The 19,152-nt window shown below is 72.6% G+C and carries 20 protein-coding genes; 11 read left to right on the top strand and 9 right to left on the bottom strand.

Annotation, left to right across the window (positions count from 1 at the left end; translation table 11 throughout):
- The first annotated feature begins 141 nt into the window (after positions 1 to 141).
- A complete protein-coding gene (locus DEJ00_RS13575; RefSeq protein ID WP_146247979.1) occupies positions 142 to 1,299 on the top strand; it encodes a glycosyltransferase family 4 protein in 1,158 nt (385 codons plus the stop codon).
- Here the strand turns inward: DEJ00_RS13575 and DEJ00_RS13570 are convergent.
- The 4 genes from DEJ00_RS13570 to DEJ00_RS13555 form a co-directional block, all read right to left on the bottom strand.
- Positions 1,260 to 3,026 (bottom strand): collagen-binding domain-containing protein, encoded by a 1,767-nt coding sequence (locus DEJ00_RS13570; protein ID WP_181440190.1) that lies wholly within the window; start codon positions 3,024 to 3,026, stop codon positions 1,260 to 1,262. The two genes, DEJ00_RS13575 and DEJ00_RS13570, sit on opposite strands and share 40 nt — an antisense overlap.
- Entirely contained in the window at positions 3,023 to 4,699 is a 1,677-nt protein-coding gene (locus DEJ00_RS13565; RefSeq protein WP_111057710.1) for a bifunctional aspartate transaminase/aspartate 4-decarboxylase, read from the bottom strand. The genes DEJ00_RS13570 and DEJ00_RS13565 overlap by 4 nt, the downstream gene beginning before the upstream one ends.
- 20 nt (positions 4,700 to 4,719) lie before the next feature.
- Positions 4,720 to 6,426: an aspartate:alanine exchanger family transporter gene (locus DEJ00_RS13560; RefSeq protein WP_111057709.1), complete on the bottom strand. Its 1,707-nt coding sequence runs from the start codon at positions 6,424 to 6,426 to the stop codon at positions 4,720 to 4,722.
- 230 nt (positions 6,427 to 6,656) lie between these two features.
- The gene (locus DEJ00_RS13555) at positions 6,657 to 7,325 is read right to left on the bottom strand and encodes an ArsR family transcriptional regulator (protein WP_111057708.1); all 669 of its coding nucleotides are present in this window, start codon (positions 7,323 to 7,325) and stop codon (positions 6,657 to 6,659) included.
- Positions 7,326 to 7,370: 45 nt separating this feature from the next.
- On the opposite strand from DEJ00_RS13555, the gene chrA reads away from it, so the two are divergent.
- The 3 genes from chrA (at position 7,371) to DEJ00_RS13540 (ending at position 10,169) form a co-directional block, all read left to right on the top strand.
- Positions 7,371 to 8,576: a chromate efflux transporter gene (chrA, locus tag DEJ00_RS13550; RefSeq protein WP_111057707.1), complete on the top strand. Its 1,206-nt coding sequence runs from the start codon at positions 7,371 to 7,373 to the stop codon at positions 8,574 to 8,576.
- Positions 8,577 to 8,590: 14 nt separating this feature from the next.
- On the top strand, positions 8,591 to 8,986 hold the full coding sequence (locus DEJ00_RS13545; protein ID WP_111057706.1) for an arsenate reductase ArsC: 396 nt from the start codon (positions 8,591 to 8,593) through the stop codon (positions 8,984 to 8,986).
- A gap of 229 nt (positions 8,987 to 9,215) precedes the next feature.
- Positions 9,216 to 10,169, top strand: coding sequence for a nuclear transport factor 2 family protein (locus DEJ00_RS13540; protein WP_111057740.1), 954 nt, complete (start codon positions 9,216 to 9,218; stop codon positions 10,167 to 10,169).
- 25 nt (positions 10,170 to 10,194) lie between these two features.
- Here the strand turns inward: DEJ00_RS13540 and DEJ00_RS13535 are convergent, their stop codons facing one another.
- Entirely contained in the window at positions 10,195 to 10,773 is a 579-nt protein-coding gene (locus DEJ00_RS13535; RefSeq protein WP_111057705.1) for a GrpB family protein, read from the bottom strand.
- A 70-nt stretch (positions 10,774 to 10,843) separates the two neighbouring features.
- Complete coding sequence (locus DEJ00_RS13530; protein WP_111057704.1) at positions 10,844 to 12,043, bottom strand: MFS transporter; 1,200 nt, start codon at positions 12,041 to 12,043, stop codon at positions 10,844 to 10,846.
- Positions 12,044 to 12,167: 124 nt separating this feature from the next.
- On the opposite strand from DEJ00_RS13530, the gene DEJ00_RS13525 reads away from it, so the two are divergent.
- From DEJ00_RS13525 to arr, 5 genes are all read left to right on the top strand, one after another.
- Complete coding sequence (locus tag DEJ00_RS13525; protein ID WP_111057739.1) at positions 12,168 to 13,010, top strand: SDR family NAD(P)-dependent oxidoreductase; 843 nt, start codon at positions 12,168 to 12,170, stop codon at positions 13,008 to 13,010.
- A 72-nt stretch (positions 13,011 to 13,082) separates the two neighbouring features.
- The gene (locus tag DEJ00_RS13520; RefSeq protein WP_111057703.1) at positions 13,083 to 13,931 is read left to right on the top strand and encodes an alpha/beta fold hydrolase; all 849 of its coding nucleotides are present in this window, start codon (positions 13,083 to 13,085) and stop codon (positions 13,929 to 13,931) included.
- On the top strand, positions 13,924 to 14,496 hold the full coding sequence (locus DEJ00_RS13515) for a TetR/AcrR family transcriptional regulator (protein ID WP_111057702.1): 573 nt from the start codon (positions 13,924 to 13,926) through the stop codon (positions 14,494 to 14,496). The genes DEJ00_RS13520 and DEJ00_RS13515 overlap by 8 nt, the downstream gene beginning before the upstream one ends.
- Complete coding sequence (locus DEJ00_RS13510; RefSeq protein WP_111057701.1) at positions 14,493 to 14,885, top strand: hypothetical protein; 393 nt, start codon at positions 14,493 to 14,495, stop codon at positions 14,883 to 14,885. The genes DEJ00_RS13515 and DEJ00_RS13510 overlap by 4 nt, the downstream gene beginning before the upstream one ends.
- A 20-nt stretch (positions 14,886 to 14,905) precedes the next feature.
- The gene (gene arr, locus DEJ00_RS13505) at positions 14,906 to 15,328 is read left to right on the top strand and encodes an NAD(+)--rifampin ADP-ribosyltransferase (RefSeq protein ID WP_111057700.1); all 423 of its coding nucleotides are present in this window, start codon (positions 14,906 to 14,908) and stop codon (positions 15,326 to 15,328) included.
- A gap of 6 nt (positions 15,329 to 15,334) precedes the next feature.
- Here the strand turns inward: arr and DEJ00_RS13500 are convergent, their stop codons facing one another.
- Both DEJ00_RS13500 and DEJ00_RS13495 read right to left on the bottom strand, forming a co-directional pair.
- On the bottom strand, positions 15,335 to 16,639 hold the full coding sequence (locus DEJ00_RS13500) for a glutathionylspermidine synthase family protein (protein WP_111057699.1): 1,305 nt from the start codon (positions 16,637 to 16,639) through the stop codon (positions 15,335 to 15,337).
- Positions 16,639 to 17,010, bottom strand: a complete 372-nt coding sequence (locus tag DEJ00_RS13495) for a tRNA-dihydrouridine synthase (protein ID WP_152377983.1) — start codon at positions 17,008 to 17,010, stop codon at positions 16,639 to 16,641. Before DEJ00_RS13495 ends, DEJ00_RS13500 begins: the two co-directional genes overlap by 1 nt.
- 133 nt (positions 17,011 to 17,143) lie before the next feature.
- On the opposite strand from DEJ00_RS13495, the gene DEJ00_RS13485 reads away from it, so the two are divergent.
- Entirely contained in the window at positions 17,144 to 17,650 is a 507-nt protein-coding gene (locus tag DEJ00_RS13485; protein ID WP_181440189.1) for a hypothetical protein, read from the top strand.
- A 130-nt stretch (positions 17,651 to 17,780) separates the two neighbouring features.
- Entirely contained in the window at positions 17,781 to 18,308 is a 528-nt protein-coding gene (locus tag DEJ00_RS13480; RefSeq protein WP_111057696.1) for a hypothetical protein, read from the top strand.
- A 45-nt stretch (positions 18,309 to 18,353) separates the two neighbouring features.
- Here the strand turns inward: DEJ00_RS13480 and DEJ00_RS13475 are convergent, their stop codons facing one another.
- Complete coding sequence (locus DEJ00_RS13475; protein WP_111057695.1) at positions 18,354 to 19,007, bottom strand: TetR family transcriptional regulator; 654 nt, start codon at positions 19,005 to 19,007, stop codon at positions 18,354 to 18,356.
- Between the last annotated feature and the right edge of the window lie 145 nt (positions 19,008 to 19,152).

The following is a 19,152-nucleotide window of genomic DNA, read 5'->3' as shown; positions in this document are numbered from 1 at the left end:
CGATCGTCTTCTGAACGCCTACGGTTCCCAGCACCCCGTCCCGCTCCCGAACCGTGAGAGACCGCATGCGCAGCCCCCGCCAGACCACCGTGCTCGAGACCGGCCGCTGACGTGGCAGCGGCGAAGGCGACCGTCCTGCTCGTGAGCGACTTCCCCCTGTCGGCGATGCGGGGTGAACGCGCCGCGCTGGTCGAGCAGGCGAAGGCCTTCGCCGAGTCCGGTCACGTCGTCTGGGTGGCGACGCCGCGGGCGAGCGAGACCGCGGAGCTGCGGAAGCACGGCGTCCGCCTGTTCGAGGTCGAACCGTCGATCAGCGCCCCGGAGAGCGACCTGCCGGTGATCCGCAACTCGGTCCGCGTCCGCCGGTGCCTCGGCACGCTGATGCTCGAGGAACGGATCGACCTCGTCGTCACCCACTCGGACTTCGGCCTCGCCGCGGCGGCGCTGACCACGGCGCGCTCCCTCGAGCTGCCGACGATCCACACCGTGCACGGTTCGGCGCCGGTCCGGGGCCGGACCGCGGCGGCGATGGCGCCCCTCGCACGGCACGCGCACCGTGTGGTGACCGGCATCCGGCCCACGCGGCACCGCTTCACCGGGCACCCCATGGACGACGCGCGCCGCAACATGGCCGTGGCCGTCTGCGGGGCGGCCGACGTCGTCGTCACCCCGACGACACGACAGGCACGTGCGCTGCGCGAGGCCGGCGTCGGCCCGGTCCACGTCGTGCCCAACGCCCTCGGCCGCCGGCCGGTCGAACCGCCGCCGGCGCCGGAACTCGGCCCGCTCCGGCTCGTCTGGGCGTCGCGGTTCACCCCGGACAAGCGCCTCGACGTCCTCCTCAACGCGATCCGGCTGGTGGAGATCCGGCTCGGGGCCCACGCGGTGCGGGTCGACGTCGCCGGCGGGACCGTCCCCCCGACCCGCACGCCGGTGTCGGTCCGTGTCCACGGCCGCCTGTCGTCGCAGGCCGTCCACGACCTGCTGCTCTGCGGGCACGCGGCGGTGGTCTGCTCGCTCGAGCACGACGGCCAGCCGATGACCGCGCTCGAGGCGTTCCGGGACCACCGTCCGGTCATCGTGTCCGACATCCGCCTGGCGAGCGAGTTCGGCTCCGCCGCCGTCCTGACCGACGACGAGACTGCGTTCGGGCTCGCCACGACGATCATCGAGCTGGCCTCGGACCGGACGCTGCTGCGGCCGCACACCGCCGCCGCGATCGAGCACGCACGGCTGGCGACGCCGGAACGGCACACCGATCAGGTTCTCCGGCTGGTCGCCGGATCCCGTTCCTGCTGAGTGACGGACCGGACGCGGTGACGCACGAGGGCCGTCGTGCCGCCGGTGACGAGCAGCCCGAGCGCGAGCAGCGCGAGGGGCAGCGGATCGGCTCCGGTGGCGGCCAGGCTCCCGGTCCCGCCGCCGGGCTCCACGCCGGCGACCGGCGCCGTGTCGACGCCACCGCCCGTGCCGGGTCCGCCGTCGCCGCCCTGGTTGCCCGTACCGGTCCCGCCCGGGTCGGGGGTCGGGACGTCGGACCCGCCGCCACCGTTGCCGCCGCCGCCACCGTTGCCGCCGCCGTCGCCCCCGCCGTTGCTGTCGTCCGGCAGCGCCGTGTTCACGATGGTGCAGACCACGTCGTCGTCGTCCGCGACGGTGACCGCCCCGTCCGTCACCGGCGCGCCGGTGCAGGTCCAGTCCCCCGCCTCGTAGCCGTCGGGGCCGCCCGACTCGGTCAGCGTGTAGTCCCCCGGCGGCACCGGTCGACCCGTCACCGCGTCGCTGCCCGACGTGCCGGAGACCGTGGTCGGTCCGCTCGCGGTCAGGGTCCAGTCACCCGGGTCCGCGTCGCCACCGACGACCTGCTTGACCAGGGTGAGGTCCCCCTCGACCGCGTCGGTCGACAGGCACGACACCGTCGTCGAGAACGGGAACCCGTGGATCTCACGTGGCACCGGCCCGGCGGCGATCGCGACCCCGTGCGTGAACGACGCCGCGACGACGTTGCCCTCGACGTTCTGCGTCACGTCCCACCGCAGGTCGGCCCGGGGAGCGTAGATCGTGCCCTCGAGGACGTCGGCGCCGGTGACGTGCACGGTCGTCGCGTCCGGGAAGTTCCAGAGCACGAACGGCGCGTGCGCGTTCGTCAGGTTCGCGAGGTTCGGGACGGAACCGTCGAAGGTCGTCCCGGTGACGTTCACGACGAGGGGCGATCCGGGGCCGGGCAGGCCGTCGAAGGTCAACAGGTCGAGGGCGTCGAGGTCCTCGGCGTCCACCGTCAGCACGTTCGTGACGCCGGGCTGGACGTCGGCGTACGCGGCCGTCCCCGGCGCGATCGGCGTCGGCAGGGGCGCGCCAGCGGCATCGTGCAGCACGGTCGTCACCGGGCACGTCCCGAGGTCGGCGGACAGGGACCGGTAGCGGGCGAAGGACGAGGCGAAGTCCAGCACCGACGGGTCGGCCGTCGTCGGGACGGAGCTCGCCGGCTGCCGGGTGGTCCCCTCGATGCGGGGGAACGTCTCGGCGGTGGTGCCCTCCGGAGCGAGCCGGTAGTCGATCGTCGCGCCGTTCTGGTCGGTGTCGAAGGCGTCGTAGGTCGCCGTGTCGCCGACGTGGGCGTACCCGCCGTTCAGCACGCGGAGCACGGCCGACTGCTCCGACGGGAACCGGATGCCGCCGTCGACGTACAGGAACGTGGGACGGCTCTCCCCCGGCAGCGTCAGGGCGTTCGCGGGCGGGTTGCCCGCACCGATGTTGTAGCTGGTCTCGAAGGCCAGGTCACCGCCGGCGGCGAGTGTGCCCTCGGCCTCGTCGGCGGCGAGCTCGACGTCGCCCTCGACGAAGACCAGGAACCCCTGGTTCGCCGGGTGTCCGTCCACCGGCACGGTGACGGGGTTGACGGGCGGGACGTCGGCTGCCGCTGCCGGCACCGTCGCGAACAGGGCCACCGGCGTGACCAGGGCTGCCGGCACGAGCAGCGCGGTGACGCCGAGCAGTGCCGCCCGGCTGCGGGCCCGGGCCGTCACGGCCGGGCCGCCCGGTCGGCCTCGGCGTCGGCGTCGGCGTCCGCGCCCTGCTCGTCGCGCCACTCGTCGAAGTACTGCTTGCCGATCGCCCGCAGGCTCCGGCCGATCTGCGTGTAGTCCTCGTCGCGCAGGTTCGCCAGCGACACCCGGACCGACCACTCGGGGCCGTCGAACCCGCCCCCGTTCAGCAGGATGATGCCGGTCTGGTCGGCGAGCCGGAACAGGATGTCGGTCGGTTCGTAGTGCTCGCGGAGGAACGCGCCGATCCCCGGCCCTCGCAGCCGTTCGGCGTAGGCCAGCACGTCGAGCTCCACGTAGTAGCCGACCCGGTTGACGTCCTCGGGCAGGGTGACCTGCATGCCGTCGAGCAGCAGCTCCAGGCGGTGGCGGATCAGCCCCTGCGCCTGGTGCTTGTAGTGGTCGGTGTCGTCGAGCACGGCGTAGGCCGCGAAGAGCAGCATCTGGCACTGCTGCGGGAGTGACAGTCCGGCGGTGTGGTTGAGCGCCACCGAGCGGCTGTCGGCGACGAGCCGGTCGACGAACCGGATGTCGCGCGGGTGCAGGGAGAGGGTGCCGTACCGGGCGTCGAGGGCGGACTGGTCCGCTTCGGGCAGTGCGGCGAGCCGCTCGTCGAACACGTTGTCCCGGTTGACGGCCACGACGCCGAGCCGCCAGCCGGTGGCGCCGAAGTACTTCGAGAACGAGTAGACGCCGATCGTGTTCCGCGGGACCTCGGCCATCAGGGAGCGGAAGCCGTCGATGAAGGTGCCGTAGACGTCGTCGGTGATGATCGTCAGCTCGGGGTTGTCGGTGGCGACGACGTCGGCGATCGCGTCGAGCGTCTCCTGGGCGATGCGGACCGAGGGCGGGTTCGTCGGGTTGACGACGAACAGGGCCTTGATGGACGGGTCGCGCAGCCGGTCGATCTCCTCCGGCGGGTACTGCCAGGTGTGGACGCCGTCCTGGTCCACGGTGCTGGCGTGCAGGTGCACCTGCTCGAGGTCGTAGTCGGCCAGCGCGGGGATCTCCAGGTACGGGGTGAAGATGGGCGTCATCAGGGCGATCCGGTCGCCGCGGTGCATCAGCCGGTTTTCGAGCAGCGAGTCGAACACGTAGCACATCGCCGCGGTGCCGCCCTCGACGGCGAACAGGTCGTACGGCTGCGCCGGCGGTTCCCCGGCGCACATCTCCTGGACGAGGTACTCGTGCACGATCTGCTCGGCGTGGTGCAGCATCCGGTCCGGCTCCGGGTAGTGGTCGCCGATCACGGAGTCCGCGAGTTCCCAGACGAAGGAGTCGGGTGCGAAGCCGAGGTCGTCCACCCCGTGCCGGAGCACCCGGCGCAGCAGGTCGACCCCGGGGTCGCCGTCGTGCTCGGTCAGCCACGAGCCGAAGCGTTCGGCGATGCCGTCCTTCTGCGGCACGCCGACGAGTTCGGGGTCCCACTCCCGGTTCTCGCGCGAGACCGTGAGCGCGAACTGGCCGAGTGCGAAGAACGCCTCGCGTGGGGTGGGCGCGATGAAGTTCGGGTTGCCGCGGCCGGCGTTGAGCATCTGGAACGCGGTGCGTGCTTCGTGCTCACCGGCGATGCGCTGGAGCTCGGCCTTGAGTTCGAACGGGGACAGGTGCTGCAGGCGCGCGATCTGCTCGCGGGAGACGCTGGCGACGGGCATGTGGTGCTCCTTGTGCGGGGTCAGTGTGCGGTGATCGCGACGACGACGGCGCCGCCGATGCTGAGGACGATGTTGCCGATGGCGTAGGGGACGGTGAAGCCGAGCAGCGGCACACTGCTCTTCGCCGTCTCCTGCAGGGACCCGACCGCCGCCGTGGTGGTCTGGGCACCCGTGAGCATGCCGAGGACCAGGACGGGGTCGGTCTTCCGGAAGAAGAACCGGCCGACGAAGGTCATGACGACCAGGGGCACCAGGGTGACGACCACCCCGGCGACGAGCAGCTGGACGCCGTACTGCGCGAGTCCGTCGATGAAGCCCGGCCCGGCGTTGATGCCGACGACGGCCACGAAGAGCGTGAGCCCGACGGTCTCGAAGAACCACTGCGCGCCGGGCGGGACGTGCCCGAAGGTGGGGCTCTTCGAGCGTCGCCAGCCCAGGACCAGTCCGACGATGAGCGCACCGACGCTGGTGGTGAGGGACAGCGGCACGGCGCCCACCGTGATCGAGGGCACACCGATGACGGCGCCGACGGTGATGCCCAGGGCGACCGTGACCATGTCGGTCTTCGGGTCGGTCCGCTCCGGGAACCCGACGTACCGGATCCCCTGCTCCAGCAACGTCAGCGGCCCCTGGACCCGCAGCTCGTCACCGGCGTGCAGCGCGGTGTCGGGGCCGAACGGGATCGCGTGCCCACCCCGGCTGATGCCCTTCAGGAAGATCTGCCGGGCCCGTTCGGTGTGCCGGAGTTCCCCGACGGTCCGACCGACGACCGCCTTGTTGGTCACGACGACGGACAGTTCCTCGATCGGCACGTCGAGCAGCGCCGGGTCGTCGATCTCGACCGCGAACTCGGCCAGGTCGTCCTCGATGACCGCCGCGTGGCGGCCGGCGACGACCACGACGTCGCCGGGGGCGAGCGTCTGGTCCAGGTGCGGCTCCACGATGGTGTCCCCGTGCCGCACCCGGGCGATGAAGACCCGGGAACCGATGCGGGCGTCCGAGGCCTGCTCGAACTCGCCGACGGTCTGCGGCGTGAAGGCCGACGTCAGCCGGTAGGCGCGCCGGACAACCTGCTGGTACGCGGACGTCACGTCGGGGTTGTCGTCGTGCACCCCGAGGCGCTGCTCCAGGTCGTGCGCCGCGGCGGGCAGGTCGCGGATGCCGAGGAACCGCGGGGCGAGCAGGGAGATGTAGAGCGCCGCACCGACGGTGCCGAAGATGTAGGTCACGGCGTACGCCACCGGCACCAGGTCGCTCCACGCCTTCGCCGTCGCGCCGCTCACCGGGAGTCCGGCGATGGAGTCCTGCGCGACGCCGATGATCGACGACTGCGTCAGCCCGCCGCCCGCCAGACCGGCGGCCAGACCCGGGTTGTAGCCGAGGATGCTGCTGATGACGATCGTCGTGCCGAACCCGACCACGGCCAGCACGACGGCGAACACCGCCTGCGGCAGCCCGGAGCCCTTCAGCCCCGCGACGAACTGCGGGCCGAGCTTGTAGCCGAGCGAGAACAGGAAGATCAGGAAGAAGACCTGCTTGACGATCGGGTCGACCTGCAGGTCGTCCCCGAGCACGGCGCCGATGACGACGCCGGCGAGCAGGGTGCCCGTCACGGCCCCGAGACCGATGCCGCGGTAGCTGAAGCGCCCCACGAAGAACCCGACCCCGAGCGCCAGGAACACGGCGATCTCGGGGTGCTCGATGATGGTGTCCCTGACCCAGGTCATACGGCCGCCCTCGCCCTCGGGGCCCCTGCCTGCCCCGTTGGCCGAAAACGTAAACGGACCTCACATCCGGCGTTCCCAGGAACGCGCGCGGCGCCCTGGACCCGCCACGCGACGGACGGGAGGCACGGTGCGGGCCCGCCCCGTGCCTCCAGTCCGCAGGCGGTCGAGCAAGGAGAACGCCCCGATGAGGAGGGGGGATCTCATCGGGACGTTCCGTTCGTGGGGCCGCGTCAGGCGGCGAGGCGCGCAGCGAGCGCGGTGGCGCGGGCCCGGAGGTCCGCAAAGGTGGCCTCGTACGCGTCCGGCGTGCCGACGCGCGAGGGGTTCGGCAGCGACCAGTGCAGGCTGTCGCCGTCGTCGATCGACTCGTGCGCGCGGTCGCAGACCGTGACGACCAGGTCGCCGTCGGCGACGAGGTCGCGGAAGGCACGCGGGACGTGGCGGCCGAGGTCCAGGCCGTGGCGTTCCCCGACGGCGACCGCCCCGGGGGCGATGGCGGCTGCGGGACGCGTCCCGCCCGACAGCGAGCCGATCTCGCTGACCTGCGCCCAGACGCCCGCGGCCAGCGGGGAGCGCGCGGAGTTGCCGGTGCAGACGAACAGCACGCGGGACACCGGGCCGGGCACCGCTGCCGAACCGTGCGGGACACCGCTCGGTTCGAGGTGCAGGTAGCTGCGGCGCCCGTCGCCGTCGGAGCGGCGTCGCGTGACCAGACCGGCGTGCTCGAGGATGCGCAGGTGGTGCGCCAGGAGCGGCCCGGAGATCCCGAGGGCGGCCCGCACCTCGCTCGGGCTGGCGTCGGACGCGGCGAGCAGGTCGACGATCGCCAGGCGGGCGACGTCTCCGAGGGCCGCGTGCTGCGCCGCACGCTGCTCGAGGTCCTGCCGCCGGGTGTTCATCGGTTCAATGTTGACTGAACCATCTGCCGTCGTCAAGATGAGCGGGTGACGACGAGCCCCGAGCCCCTGCGGTCGCCCGCGGGATCGGTGTTCCTGGTGTTCCTGCGGCTCGGGCTGACCTCGTTCGGCGGGCCGGTCGCACACCTCGGGTACTTCCGCGAGGCCTTCGTGGTGCGTCGCCGCTGGCTGCGGGACGACGCCTACGCCGACCTCGTCGCACTGTGCCAGTTCCTGCCCGGACCGGCGTCGAGCCAGGTCGGGATGGCACTCGGGCTGCAGCGCGCCGGACTGCTCGGACTCCTCGCCGCGTGGTGCGGCTTCACCCTGCCGTCCGCGGTGCTGCTCGTCGCGTTCGCCCTGCTGGTCTCCGGCACGCCCGACCTGGCCGGCGCCGGGTGGCTGCTCGGGCTGCAGGCGGCCGCTGCCGCGGTGGTGGCGCAGGCGGTGCTCGGCATGGCGCGCTCGCTCACACCGGACCGCCGTCGGGCGACCATCGCGGCCGCCGCCGCGATCGTGGTGCTGCTCGTCCCCGGCCCGGGGCCGCAGGTCGCGGTCATGGCGGCCTGCGGCGTGGTCGGCGTGCTGTGGCTGGGTCGGGTGGTCGGACCGGTCGAGGAGGTCGCAGGCACCGAGGTCGCCGTGCGGCTCCCCCGCTGGGTCGCCGTGTCGGCGCTCGTCGCGTTCGCCGCCCTGCTCGTCGCGGCACCCGTCGCTGCGAGCGGCACCGGGGCCGTGCGCCTGTTCGGGGTCTTCGCGCAGGCGGGCTCGCTCGTCTTCGGCGGCGGCCACGTCGTCCTGCCGTTGCTCGAGTCGCAGACCGTGGCCACCCACCTGGTCGACCACGCGGACTTCCTGGCCGGGTACGGCGCCGCACAGGCCGTGCCCGGGCCGCTGTTCACCTTCGCCGCCTACCTCGGCGCCGTCGCCGACGGCAGTCCGAGCGGGCTCGTCGGCGCCACGGTGGCACTCGTCGCGATCTTCCTGCCAGCGGCACTCCTGGTGGTCGGCGCACTGCCGTTCTGGCACGTGGTCCGCGCCCTGCCGTGGGCCCGGCGCGTGCTGGCCGGCGTGAACGCGGGGGTCGTCGGGCTGCTCGCCGCGGCGCTCTGGGACCCGGTCATCACCGAGGGGGTCCGCTCGGCACCCGCACTGGCGCTCGCCGTGGCCGCCTTCATCGCCCTCACCCGCTGGTCCGCTCCCCCGTGGGCCGTCGTCATCGGAGCCGGCCTGCTCGGCGCCGTCGTCCTCTGATCGGAGCACCCCGCATGCCCACCGTCCTGTTCGTCTGCGTCCACAACGCCGGTCGTTCCCAGATGGCCGCCGGCTTCCTGCAGCACCTGGCCGGTGGCCGCGTCGATGTCCGGAGCGCCGGCTCCGAACCGGCCGACCAGCTCAACCCCGTGGTCGTCGCGGCGATGCTCGAGGAGGGCATCGACATCCGGAGCGAGCAGCCGGCCCTGCTCAGCACCGATGCCGTCCGTGCCGCCGACGTCGTCGTCACGATGGGGTGCGGGGACGCCTGCCCGGTGTTCCCGGGCAAGCGCTACGAGGACTGGGAGCTCCCCGACCCCGCGGGGCTCGACCTCGACGCCGTCCGGCCGATCCGCGACGACGTGCGCGCACGGGTGCAGGACCTGCTCGCCGGGCTTGCGATCGCCTGAGCGGCCGGGTGAGCCGTCCCACAGGTCCGGGCCGTCGATCACCAGCGGGAGCGGGTCACCCTGGCAGCACGTGCACAGGCCACCCTGGAGGCGCGCACCGCGACTGAGAAGCCGGTCACGGTCGCAGCGCGTGGCGGCTCCACGGCGCGCGCCGGCCCCCAGGGTCCGGTTCCATCGTTCTGCCGTGCAGACGACATCACTTCTCCCCATCATCGCCAAGGCGTGTGCGGTGGCAGCTCCGGTCGCCATCGCCGTGTCGCTCGTGGCCGGTCCGGCCGTGGCGGCACCCCTTCACACCTCCACCTCCGACACCACCGCAACCGCCGCGCACCACGCGGTGACCCGTGCGGCGCGGACCACCTCGGGCGGCACGGCCGTCTCACGGCTCGACCGTCGCGCCGAGCAGCGCAACGAGGCCACGGTCCGGCACCTGTTCCGGTGCGCGTTCCGGTCCCCCGGGTCCGCGCAGGCCCGTGCGGCTGCCCGGACCGCCGTCGCGACCGGTGCCGTCGCCCACGGTGCGACGAGCGCCTCGGGTCCGACCGCGTTGCTCGCCGAGTTCACCGCGGACCGCTCCCGGGTGCCCGGCGCCCACGCCGTGATCAAGCACGTCGCCGGGGACGCGGACCTGGTGGCCGTGCACTGGCAGATCACCGCGAAGCCGACGGACGAACGCACCGGTGACGCCGCCGTCGACCTGTTCCGCATGCGCGACGGGCGCATCAGCGAGTGGTGGGCACTCCGTCAGACGGTGCCGACGGGGACCCCGGCCAGCGGCAACACGAACAGCATGTTCAGCGACCTGTACCCGGCCGCGAAGCGTGACCGTCACCTGACCGAACAGCAGGAGGAGCACAACCGGGTGCTCGCCGTGACCGCGTACGACCGACTGTTCCGCGACCACGACGTGTCCGTCCTCGACGAGGAGTTCGACCCGGCGTACCTGCAGCACAACTCGGTCGCGGCGAACGGCACGGCCGCGCTCAAGCAGTTCTTCGCCGGCAGCGCCGCGCAGAGCCTGCCGAAGCAGGAGTCCGTCATCTCGCTCGCCGACGGCGACCTGGTGTGGACGTTCTCGAAGCCGGTCGGGGCGAAGGCCGACGCACCGTTCGGCGCGGCCGACCTGTTCCGGGTCGACGGCAACCTGATCCGCGAGCACTGGGACGTCGTCCCGACGAGCTGAGACTCGGCCGACGGAGCCGCGCGTCTCAGGACGCGCGGCTCCGTCGCGCCCGCTCCTTGATCGCGGTGATGACGGCCGTCTTCGCGTCGGCGTAGGCGTTCATGTCGTCCCAGCTCCGGTCGAGCAGCTCCCGCTTCGTCCGTTCGTACAGCGCCCGGTCACCGGCGTCGGCGCGCAGGTGGTCACGGAGGAGCAGGTACTCGTCGACCGCCGCCGCGCCCCGCTCGTAGACGTGCACGTGGACGTCACGGGCCGGCGTCCGGACCAGGCGGTGGCCCGGCTCGCGGACACGGAGCTCGTACCCGGCGGCCAGGAGCTGGTCGAGGTAGGTGGCCTCGGCGGTGACGTCCGGGACGGCGACCACGATGTCGACGATCGGTTTCGCGGCCAGGCCGGGGACGGCCGTGGAGCCGATGTGCTCGACGACCGGAGCGTCCGTGCCGGAGCCGGGGAGGGCCTCCAGGATGCGTCGCCGGTGGTCCGCGAAGACCGCAGCCCACCCGCTGTCGGCGGGGTGCAGGGTCACGGTGACCGGTTCCGGGCCGCCGATGATCTCGACGGTCGTGACGTCCGGGCGGGTGTGGTCCTCGTCGTGGTGCTGCACCCGGACATGATCGCAGCCGGCGGTCGCGGTCGCGGTGGCTTTCGCGGTCGCGGTCGCGGTCGCGGTCGCGTCAGAGCTTCGCGGGGAACGCCGATCCGCGACCGATGACGGTCAGGAGCGCCGCGACCGCCCCGAACACGATCATCACCACGGCGAGCACCAGCCCGTCGAAGGCCGACAGCAGGGCGGCGCCGAACAGGCCGGCCGCGAAGATCGCGATGTTGAACGCGACCGGCAGGAACGCGCTCGCGACGTCGGCGTCCTCGCCGCCTGCGGTCGTCAGGGCGGCCTGCAGCTGCGTCGACGAACCGCCGAAGCCGATGCCCCACAGGCCCGCGGCCACCAGAACCGCGACCGGTGACGTGTGGCCGACGAGGAGCACCACGCCGGCCAGGACGAACAGGCCGACGCTGCCGTGCAGCAGGGGTCGGGGGTGCCGGTCGAGCAGGGCGCCGGTCACGACGACGCCGAGGATCGCGGCGATCCCGTAGACGAGCAGCACCAGCCCGGCACTCAGGTCGGTGCCGGTCGCCCGCAGGTACGGCGAGATGTACGTGTAGATCGTGTTGTGCGCCACCATCCACGTCGCGATCACGGCGAGGATGACCGCGATGCCGCGGATCCGGAACACCTTCACGACGGACAGCTTCGCGGCGCTCGTCTGCCCCGGGGCATCCGGCACGAACAGCGCGATCAGCGCGAGGACCACCACGCCGACCAGGCTCAGCCCGATGAACGACGACCGCCAGCCCAGGGCGTCGCCGATGAAGGACCCGAGCGGCGTGCCCAGCGCGAACCCCACCGGCGCGCCCGTCGAGACGATCGCGAGCGACACCCCGGCGGAGCGGGCCGGGCTGATCCGCCGGGCGTAGGTGGCGAACATGCCCCAGATCGTCCCCGACATCGCGCCGGCGACGAACCGGGTGACCAGCGCGACCGCGACGTTCGGCGCGAACGCGGTCAGGGTGTTCGCGACGAGCAGCACGGCGATGGCGGCCACGATGAGCGGCTTGCGACGGAACCCGCGGGTCAGGGCGATCGCCGGGACCGTGGCGATGACCGTGCCCATCGCGTACGCGCTGACGAACAGGCCGACCGTGCCCTCGCTCGTGCCCATCCCGTCGGCGATCGCGGGCAACAGCCCGGCCGGCATCGTCTCCATGGCGACGAGGAGGAACCCGATCGCGGCGAGCAGGGCGAGCGGGAACCAGGGCAGTCGGCCGTCGGTCGCCCGGTCGGTCGTGGGGAGGTCGGAGGTCGTCGTGGTCACGGACCGACGGTAGGGGCATCGTCCGGCGGGAAGGGAGGTTCTGCAGGACCCCGTTTCGCCGGAGCCTCACCGGGCGGGTGGTGGGGGGGCTTCGATGGTGGTGTCCACGAACGAAGGGAACACCATGACCGGAACCAGCACCTTCCTCATCACCGGCACGAGCCGCGGGATGGGCACCGACTTCGCCCGGGCCGCCCTCGACGCCGGGCACCGGGTCGTGGCGACCGGACGCGACCCCGAGCGGGTCCGCGCCGTCCTCGGCGACCACGAGCACCTGCTCGCCCTCGCGCTCGACGTGACCGACCCGGGATCGGTCCGGGCCGCCGTCGACACCGCGACCGACCGGTTCGGCGGCGTCGACGTCCTGGTGAACAACGCCGGGAGCTTCCAGGCCGGGTACTTCGAGGAGATCTCGGCCGAGCAGTTCCGCGCGCAGCTGGAGACGAACTTCTTCGGAGCGCTCGCCGTGACGCGCGCCGTGCTCCCGGTCATGCGACGGCAGCGCTCCGGGCACGTCATCAGCATCAGCTCCACCGCGGGCATCGTCGCCGGCGCCGGTGGGAGCGCCTACTCGGCGTCGAAGTTCGCGCTCGAGGGCTGGATGGAGGCCCTGCACGACGAGGTGGCACCCTTCGGCATCCACACCACCGTGGTCGAGCCCGGCTTCTTCCGCACCGACCTGCTGGCCGAGGGCGACTCGACCTTCTGGGGCGACGTCGCGATCGACGACTACGCCCCGCTCTCGGCCGGGTCGAAGGAGTTCTTCCGCGGCATGCGGGGCAACCAGTCCGGCGACCCCGCGAAGCTCGCGCAGGTGCTGCTGACGCTGATCGCGATGCCCGAGCCGCCGCTGCGGTTCGCCGCCGGCGCGGACAGCGTGGCGGGGATCGTGCAGAAGGGACAGCAGCTCGTCGAGCAGGCGCAGGCGTTCCCCGAGCTGTCGACGACGCTCGACCTGGAGGCGTGACATCTCCCCTTGCCAAACTCGGCTACGGGTATTAGCCTTTCAGTTACTACCCGTAGCCGAAGGAGCCACGACATGCTCGAACACCTGGACACCGAGGGCGGCACGATCGCCTACGACCTCTCCGGATCAGGCCCGCTCGTGGTCCTCGCCCACGGCATGGGCGACAGCCGGCACGCCTACCGTTTCGTCGCGCCGGAGCTCGTCGCGGCCGGCTACCGGGTGGCGAACGTCGACCTCCGCGGCTGCGGCGACTCGAGCACCGGGTGGGCCGGCTACGAGCGCGCCGACATCGCACGCGACCTCGTCGCCGTGGCCCGCCACCTCGGTGGCCCGGCCGTGGTCGTCGGGCAGTCCATCAGCGGCGGTGCGGCAACGATCGCCGCGGCGACCGCCCCGGACCTGGTCGCGGGCATCGTCGAACTGGCGCCGTTCACGCGCAAGCAGTACGTCGACCTGGGCGGACTGCTGCGCAACCGCCGACACCGCGCCGGCACCGTCCAGCTCGCGCGGGTCATGACGAGCGGCAGCCTGCCCGGCTGGCTCGCGTACCTCGACATCGCGGTGCCCACCAAGCCCGCCGACTGGGCGACGGAACGCAGCCGCATCGAGACGACCCTGCGGCAACCGGAGCGGATGGCGGTCCTCCGCGCCATGACCCGCACGTCACCCGCCGACGCCGGCGAGCAGCTGGCTGCCGTCCGGTGCCCCGTGCTGGTCGTCGAGGGGAGTGCCGATCCGGACTGGGCCGAGCCCCGCGCCGAGGGCGAGCGGATCCTCGCCGACCTGCCGGACGGCCTCGGCGAACTCGCCGTGATCGACGGTGCCGGTCACTACCCCCACGCCGAGACGCCGGCGGCGCTCCTCGCCCTGCTGCTGCCGTTCCTCGCCCGCACGCTGCCCGTCGCAGGTCCCGTTGCCTAGGGCGGGGCTCGACCCGGCGACCGTCACCGAGGCCGCGGCGACGCTGGCCGACGAGATCGGCCTCGCCCAGCTGAGCATGAGCGTCGTCGCCGATCGCCTCGGGGTGAAGGCACCGTCGCTGTACAAGCACGTCGACGGACTCGGCGACCTCACCCGCAGGATCGCGATCCTCGGCGCGAACGAGCTCGGTGACGCGCTCCGCGACGCCATGCAGGGGCGCAGCGGTCGGAGTGCGCTCGAGGTGGCGGTGCAGACCGTGCGCCGGAGCGTTCAGGAGCACCCGGCGCGGTACCAGGCGGCCGTCAGCATCCGTCCGACCGGCGCCGAGGACCCCCTGGCGGTCGCTCTCGGCCGCACCCTGGCGTCCTTCGCCGCGGCGCTCCGCGACTACCCGCTCAACCCGGCCGACGAGATCCACGCGCTCCGGGTGCTCCGCAGCGTCCTGCACGGGTTCGCCACGATCGAGGCGTCCGGTGGGTTCCAGATGGACACGGACGTCGATGCGAGTGCCGCGTGGATGGTCGACTTCCTGGATCGTGGCTTCCGTGCCGCGACGACACGGTGACCGCATCCACGGCGGCGCGCCCGTCGAGGCCCGTCGGGCACGACCCGCTCCGTGGCGGCCTGCGGTTCCTGGCGGAGTTCGTCGCGTGGGTGGCCGTTCCCTGGGCACTGTGGTCCCAATCGCCGGTGCTCGCGATCGCCGCCGTCCTGGTCCTCGTCGTGCCGCCGGCGGTGTTCGGGACCCCTGGTGACCGACCCGGCGGTGACCCGCCGGTCGCGGCGCCGGGAGCGGTCACGATCGCGTCGGTCCTCGCGCACCTCGTGGGGGCGGTCGCTGCGGCCTGGATCCTGTGGCCGACGGCGGTCGCGATCGTCGTCACCGTCCTGTGCGTCGCCGTCGTCGTCTCGGAACAGCCGCGGTGGCGCGCGCTGGTCGGACACGGGCGCTGAGTCGTTCGTAGGCTGACGCCATGGCAGCAGCAGACGAGACCGGTCCGTTCTGGCACGGCACCGTGGCGGCCCTGCGACCCGGGGAGTTCCTCTCCCCCGGTTTCCGCTCGAACTACCGCCCCGACGTCGTGATGAACCACGTGTACTTCACGGCGATCCGCGACGGAGCCGGGCTCGCGGCCGAACTCGCGGCCGAGCTCGTGCCCGGCGACCGTGAGCCGCGCGTGTACCGTGTCGAGCCGACCGGTCCCTTCGAGGACGACCCGAACGTGACCGACAAGAAGTTCCCCGGCAACCCGACCCGGTCGTACCGCAGTGCCCTCCCGCTCCGCGTGGTCGGCGAGGAGACCGGGTGGACACGGCTCACCCCGGAGGCGTTGCGCCGGTGGCGGGAACGGCTCGTCGCGCTCCCGCCCGAGGAACGCGGCGAGATCGTCAACTGACCGACGTCAGGCCGCGATGAGGTTCGGGGCGAACCGGCACCAGTAGTCCGTGATCGGCCCGTCGGACTCGCGGATGCCGACCCCGAAGGACTCGCCGCCGACGACCCACGACCCGAGCACCGGGTGGTTGTGCCCGTTCGACCCCGGGAAGTCCGGGAGCTCGTGGTACTGCTGCCACACCCGTTCGGCCCCGGTACCGGGGCGCCGGTACTCGCGACCGTTCGTCTCGACCGAACCGTCGGCCCGGTGCACCGCGATGCCGTCGCCCTCGCGCCCGAACACGGGCTTCACGACGAAGTCGCGCATGCCGTTCGGACCGTCCGCGAAGGCCGGCAGCAGGTTCGGGTGGCCCGGGAACAAGCGCCAGAGCGCGACGAGCAGCAGCTTGTTCGAGAGGAACATCTTCCACGCCGGCTCGTACCAGCGGCCGAGCCGCCCGCGGTCGCTGACCAGGAAGGCGCCGAACTCCTCGTCGCCCTGCGCCCGGTCGTCCCCGGAGACGAGGTCCTCCCACGGGTACAGCTTGAAGAGGTTGCGGATCACCGGGTACTGGGTCCCCGGCTCGTCCCCGGGCAGCGTGAACACGCTCCGCGACGAACCGGCCGGCTCCTGGTCGCCGACGAACTGGCGGGCCGTCGCGTGCCAGCCGATGTCCTTCATCTCGATGCCGGTGTGCTCCCACCCGGCCTCCCCCGCCAGGTCGCGCATGTAGGCCACGGTGTCCCAGTCCTCGCCCGCCGTGTCGAGGTCGGAGTGCGCCACGAACAGTCGCCCACCGTCCTCGGCGCGCAGGGACTCGTGCAGCAGTGTCCGCCAGCGCGCCACCATCGCCTCGTGGATGCCGTTCCACTGGTCGGTCTCGGCGGAGAGTTCGCCGGTGGCGAGCCGGTCCTGCATCCAGTGCCACTGCGTGACCGATGCCTCGATCAACCCGGTCGGGGTGTCCCCGTTGTACTCGAGCATCTTGGCGGGTGAACCGTCTCCGGCGTAGGCCAGGTCGAACCGCGCGTACAGGTCGGGCTCATCGTGCTCGAGCGACCAGGCGGCGAGGTCGAACCCTGCTCGCGTCAGGCCCAGCGTGCCGAGGGCACCGGTGGCGAGGTACCGCGCGGCTTCGAGGCACATCCGGTGCAGTTCCTCGGTCTGCCGCTCGAGCGCCTCGACCTCCGGCAGCGTGAAGACGTACGCGGCGGTGTCGTTCCAGTACTCGACGGGCGTGCCGTCGTCGCGGACCGACCGCGAGTAGATCAACCCGGTCTGCTGGATCCGGCGCCGCCAGTCCGGACGCTCGGGGAACTCGATGCGCTCCATCAGCCGCCGAACCCACCGTGTCCGCCGGCTCCGCCGAAGCCGCCCTTGGTGACGGAGCTCCCACGGGACGAGACGCCGGCCTTCGCGGTCTTCCCGGCGGGCAGGGCGCTCGTGCCGCCGGAGACCGCGTCCCCCACGCCGGGGACCCTCGTGGCACGGTTGGCGAAGAGCGGCAGGAAGTACCAGCCGGCGTGCCCGCCGTGGTTGTTGCAGTCGTCGTCCGGCAGACGCTTCTCGGTCGCGTTGTCGCGGCAGATCTTCGCGTAATCGCTGTCGACGCCGGCTCCCTCGCCGCACCCGGTCAACGACGCTGCCAGGGCTGCGACCACCCCGATGGAGACGACACGGGAAGCACGGCGACGAACACTCACGAAGGGGAACAGTACCGCTCACCACGAGCCGGTGTCCGCGTCGGCACGTCGGCCAGCGCAGACGATCGTCTGGCGAACCGGTAGCGTGTGCGGTGGCGGCACCCGCCGCACACCGTCCACGAGAGGGTCGACCATGTCGCGGAGCACCGATCGGGCCCGGGTGGCACCGATCGCCCTCGCCGTCGGGGTCGCGGCGCTCGCGGTCGCCCTCGCGCTGCCCGCGCCGACCGCGCCGGGACCCGAGGCGCTCGGGGTGGGGGCATCCGGCGCGCTCGGCACCGCACTCGGCGCGCCGCCCGCGGCGAACAGCACGCACCGGTTCGCGATCAGGTCTCCACGGACGGTCGGCACGGAGCGGGTGGTGCGCGTCCGGTTCGCCGGCTCGGGGAGGCCCGGCGCCGTCGTGGTCGTCCACTACGCCGCCCCGGAGAGCCAGGTCGCGACCGTCCACGTCGCGGAGGTCGAGCCGGGCAGCAGCGCCGTCGGCCCGACCGGCCGGTTCGCCTTCACTGCGGCGTTGCCCGAGCTGCCCCGCGACGCCGACCGAGCGTCGTGGAGCGCCCTGCTGATCGACCCCGCGTCACTGGCCGTCATCGGCCGCGTCGAGGGCGTCCACCTCGTCGAGCGGACGGACCACTGACACCTGCTCCGTGGCCCCGCTCGATGAGAGGGCGCGCAGGGTGCTGGCCGCCGCACCATCCTGCGGCTACGTTCGCTAGACGAACGTCTGGCCAGCAGTCAGCGGCGAGACCTGACCACGAGGAGCCCCCGTGTCGACACCCCACCGCACCCCGTCATCCCGACCCGTGTCCATCGCACTCGGGGCCGCGCTGCTCCTGGCCCTCGGCCTCGCCGGCTGTTCCACGGCCGGGTCCGCGACACCGTCACCCTCACCGTCCCCCGCCGCGCAGGGCGACGCACCCGCGACGACCGGCTCGTCACCCTCGGTCGACGTGACCGTCGCCGCGACGTCGCTCGGCACGGTCGTCGTCGACGGCAAGGGCATGACCGCCTACTACTTCGACGCCGACGTCAAGGACTCCGGCACGAGCACCTGCACCGGTGGATGCGCGACCGCGTGGCCCGCGATCGAGGCGACCACCACGACGCCGAAGGTGTCCGGCATCACCGGCACGGTCGGCACCATCAAGGGCGTCAACGGCGGACGGCAGATCACCATCGACGGTCGGCCGATCTACACCTTCGCCGGGGACAAGAAGGCCGGCGACGTGACGGGTCAGGGCGACAAGGGCGTCTGGTACGTCGTGAACCCGGACGGGACCGAGCAGAAGAAGTAGACCGGAGGCCCCGGCGGGACGGCAGGGATGCCGGGACCGCCGGGCTCAGTTCTCGGCCAGGCCCGGGTCCCCGCCCACCCGCACGGGCTCCACCCGCTCGAGCAGCGCATGCACGCCGGGCAGTCCGAGCCCGGTGAACAGCGCCGCCCACAGGTCACGGAGCTGCCCCTCGGTGTCCCGCGTCAGCCGCACGCTCGTCCGGGCCCACATCACCCCGAAGGTGGACGTCAGCACCAGGTCCGCCGCACGTGCCCACTCGGGATCGGAGTCCGGGCCGACACCTCCGCTCGAAGCCGACAGGTGCCGACGGACGTAGTCATCCCAGGTGAAGACCCGCGGGATCACCTCCCCCGCACCACGGAGTTCGTGACTCAGCCGGATGGCCCCGGCCGCCACCGAACACCGCATCGCGTCCGAACAGGCGGACGTCAGCATGACGAGCAGGTGCTCGAGCCCCGCGGGCTGCCTGATCCGCGAGTCGATCGCCGCCCAACGCACCTGCTGCCGCTCGATGACCGCGAAGGCGAGCTCGTGCTTGGACGAGAACACGTGGTAGCCGATCGCCGACTTCGGCCGGTCCATCGCGGCGGCCACCCGCGCGAACGAGGTCCCCGCGTAGCCGTGGCTCGCGAACTCGGACGCCGCGGCCTCGATGATCTGCTCGCGGGTCCTGGTCTTCGCCTGCTGCCGCTGGTTCATCGCACTCCTCGGTCGGGCCTTGGTTCATCATACGAACGTCTGACCAGGCATGGGCAGCGGTCACACCGGGGGCGATGCCTCTGATCTCCTCAGGTTCACTATTTCGCTAGACGATCGTCTGACGCGTTGTTAGCGTTCACGCACA

The organism is Curtobacterium sp. MCLR17_039 (assembly GCF_003234745.1).
GTDB lineage: Bacteria > Actinomycetota > Actinomycetes > Actinomycetales > Microbacteriaceae > Curtobacterium > Curtobacterium flaccumfaciens.
Note: the sequence above shows the minus strand (reverse complement) of the source record. Positions and strands in the feature narration are given on the sequence as shown.

Bases quoted from the DNA above. Each gene is read 5' to 3' on its own strand.
- arr (WP_111057700.1), top strand. From the start codon at position 14,906: ATGGCAGCAGCAGACGAGACCGGTCCGTTCTGGCACGGCACCGTGGCG.
- DEJ00_RS13525 (WP_111057739.1), top strand. From the start codon at position 12,168: ATGACCGGAACCAGCACCTTCCTCATCACCGGCACGAGCCGCGGGATG.
- DEJ00_RS13500 (WP_111057699.1), bottom strand. From the start codon at position 16,639: ATGGAGCGCATCGAGTTCCCCGAGCGTCCGGACTGGCGGCGCCGGATC.
- DEJ00_RS13560 (WP_111057709.1), bottom strand. From the start codon at position 6,426: ATGACCTGGGTCAGGGACACCATCATCGAGCACCCCGAGATCGCCGTG.
- DEJ00_RS13555 (WP_111057708.1), bottom strand. From the start codon at position 7,325: ATGAACACCCGGCGGCAGGACCTCGAGCAGCGTGCGGCGCAGCACGCG.
- DEJ00_RS13565 (WP_111057710.1), bottom strand. From the start codon at position 4,699: ATGCCCGTCGCCAGCGTCTCCCGCGAGCAGATCGCGCGCCTGCAGCAC.
- DEJ00_RS13485 (WP_181440189.1), top strand. From the start codon at position 17,144: ATGTCGCGGAGCACCGATCGGGCCCGGGTGGCACCGATCGCCCTCGCC.
- DEJ00_RS13520 (WP_111057703.1), top strand. From the start codon at position 13,083: ATGCTCGAACACCTGGACACCGAGGGCGGCACGATCGCCTACGACCTC.
- DEJ00_RS13545 (WP_111057706.1), top strand. From the start codon at position 8,591: ATGCCCACCGTCCTGTTCGTCTGCGTCCACAACGCCGGTCGTTCCCAG.
- DEJ00_RS13475 (WP_111057695.1), bottom strand. From the start codon at position 19,007: ATGAACCAGCGGCAGCAGGCGAAGACCAGGACCCGCGAGCAGATCATC.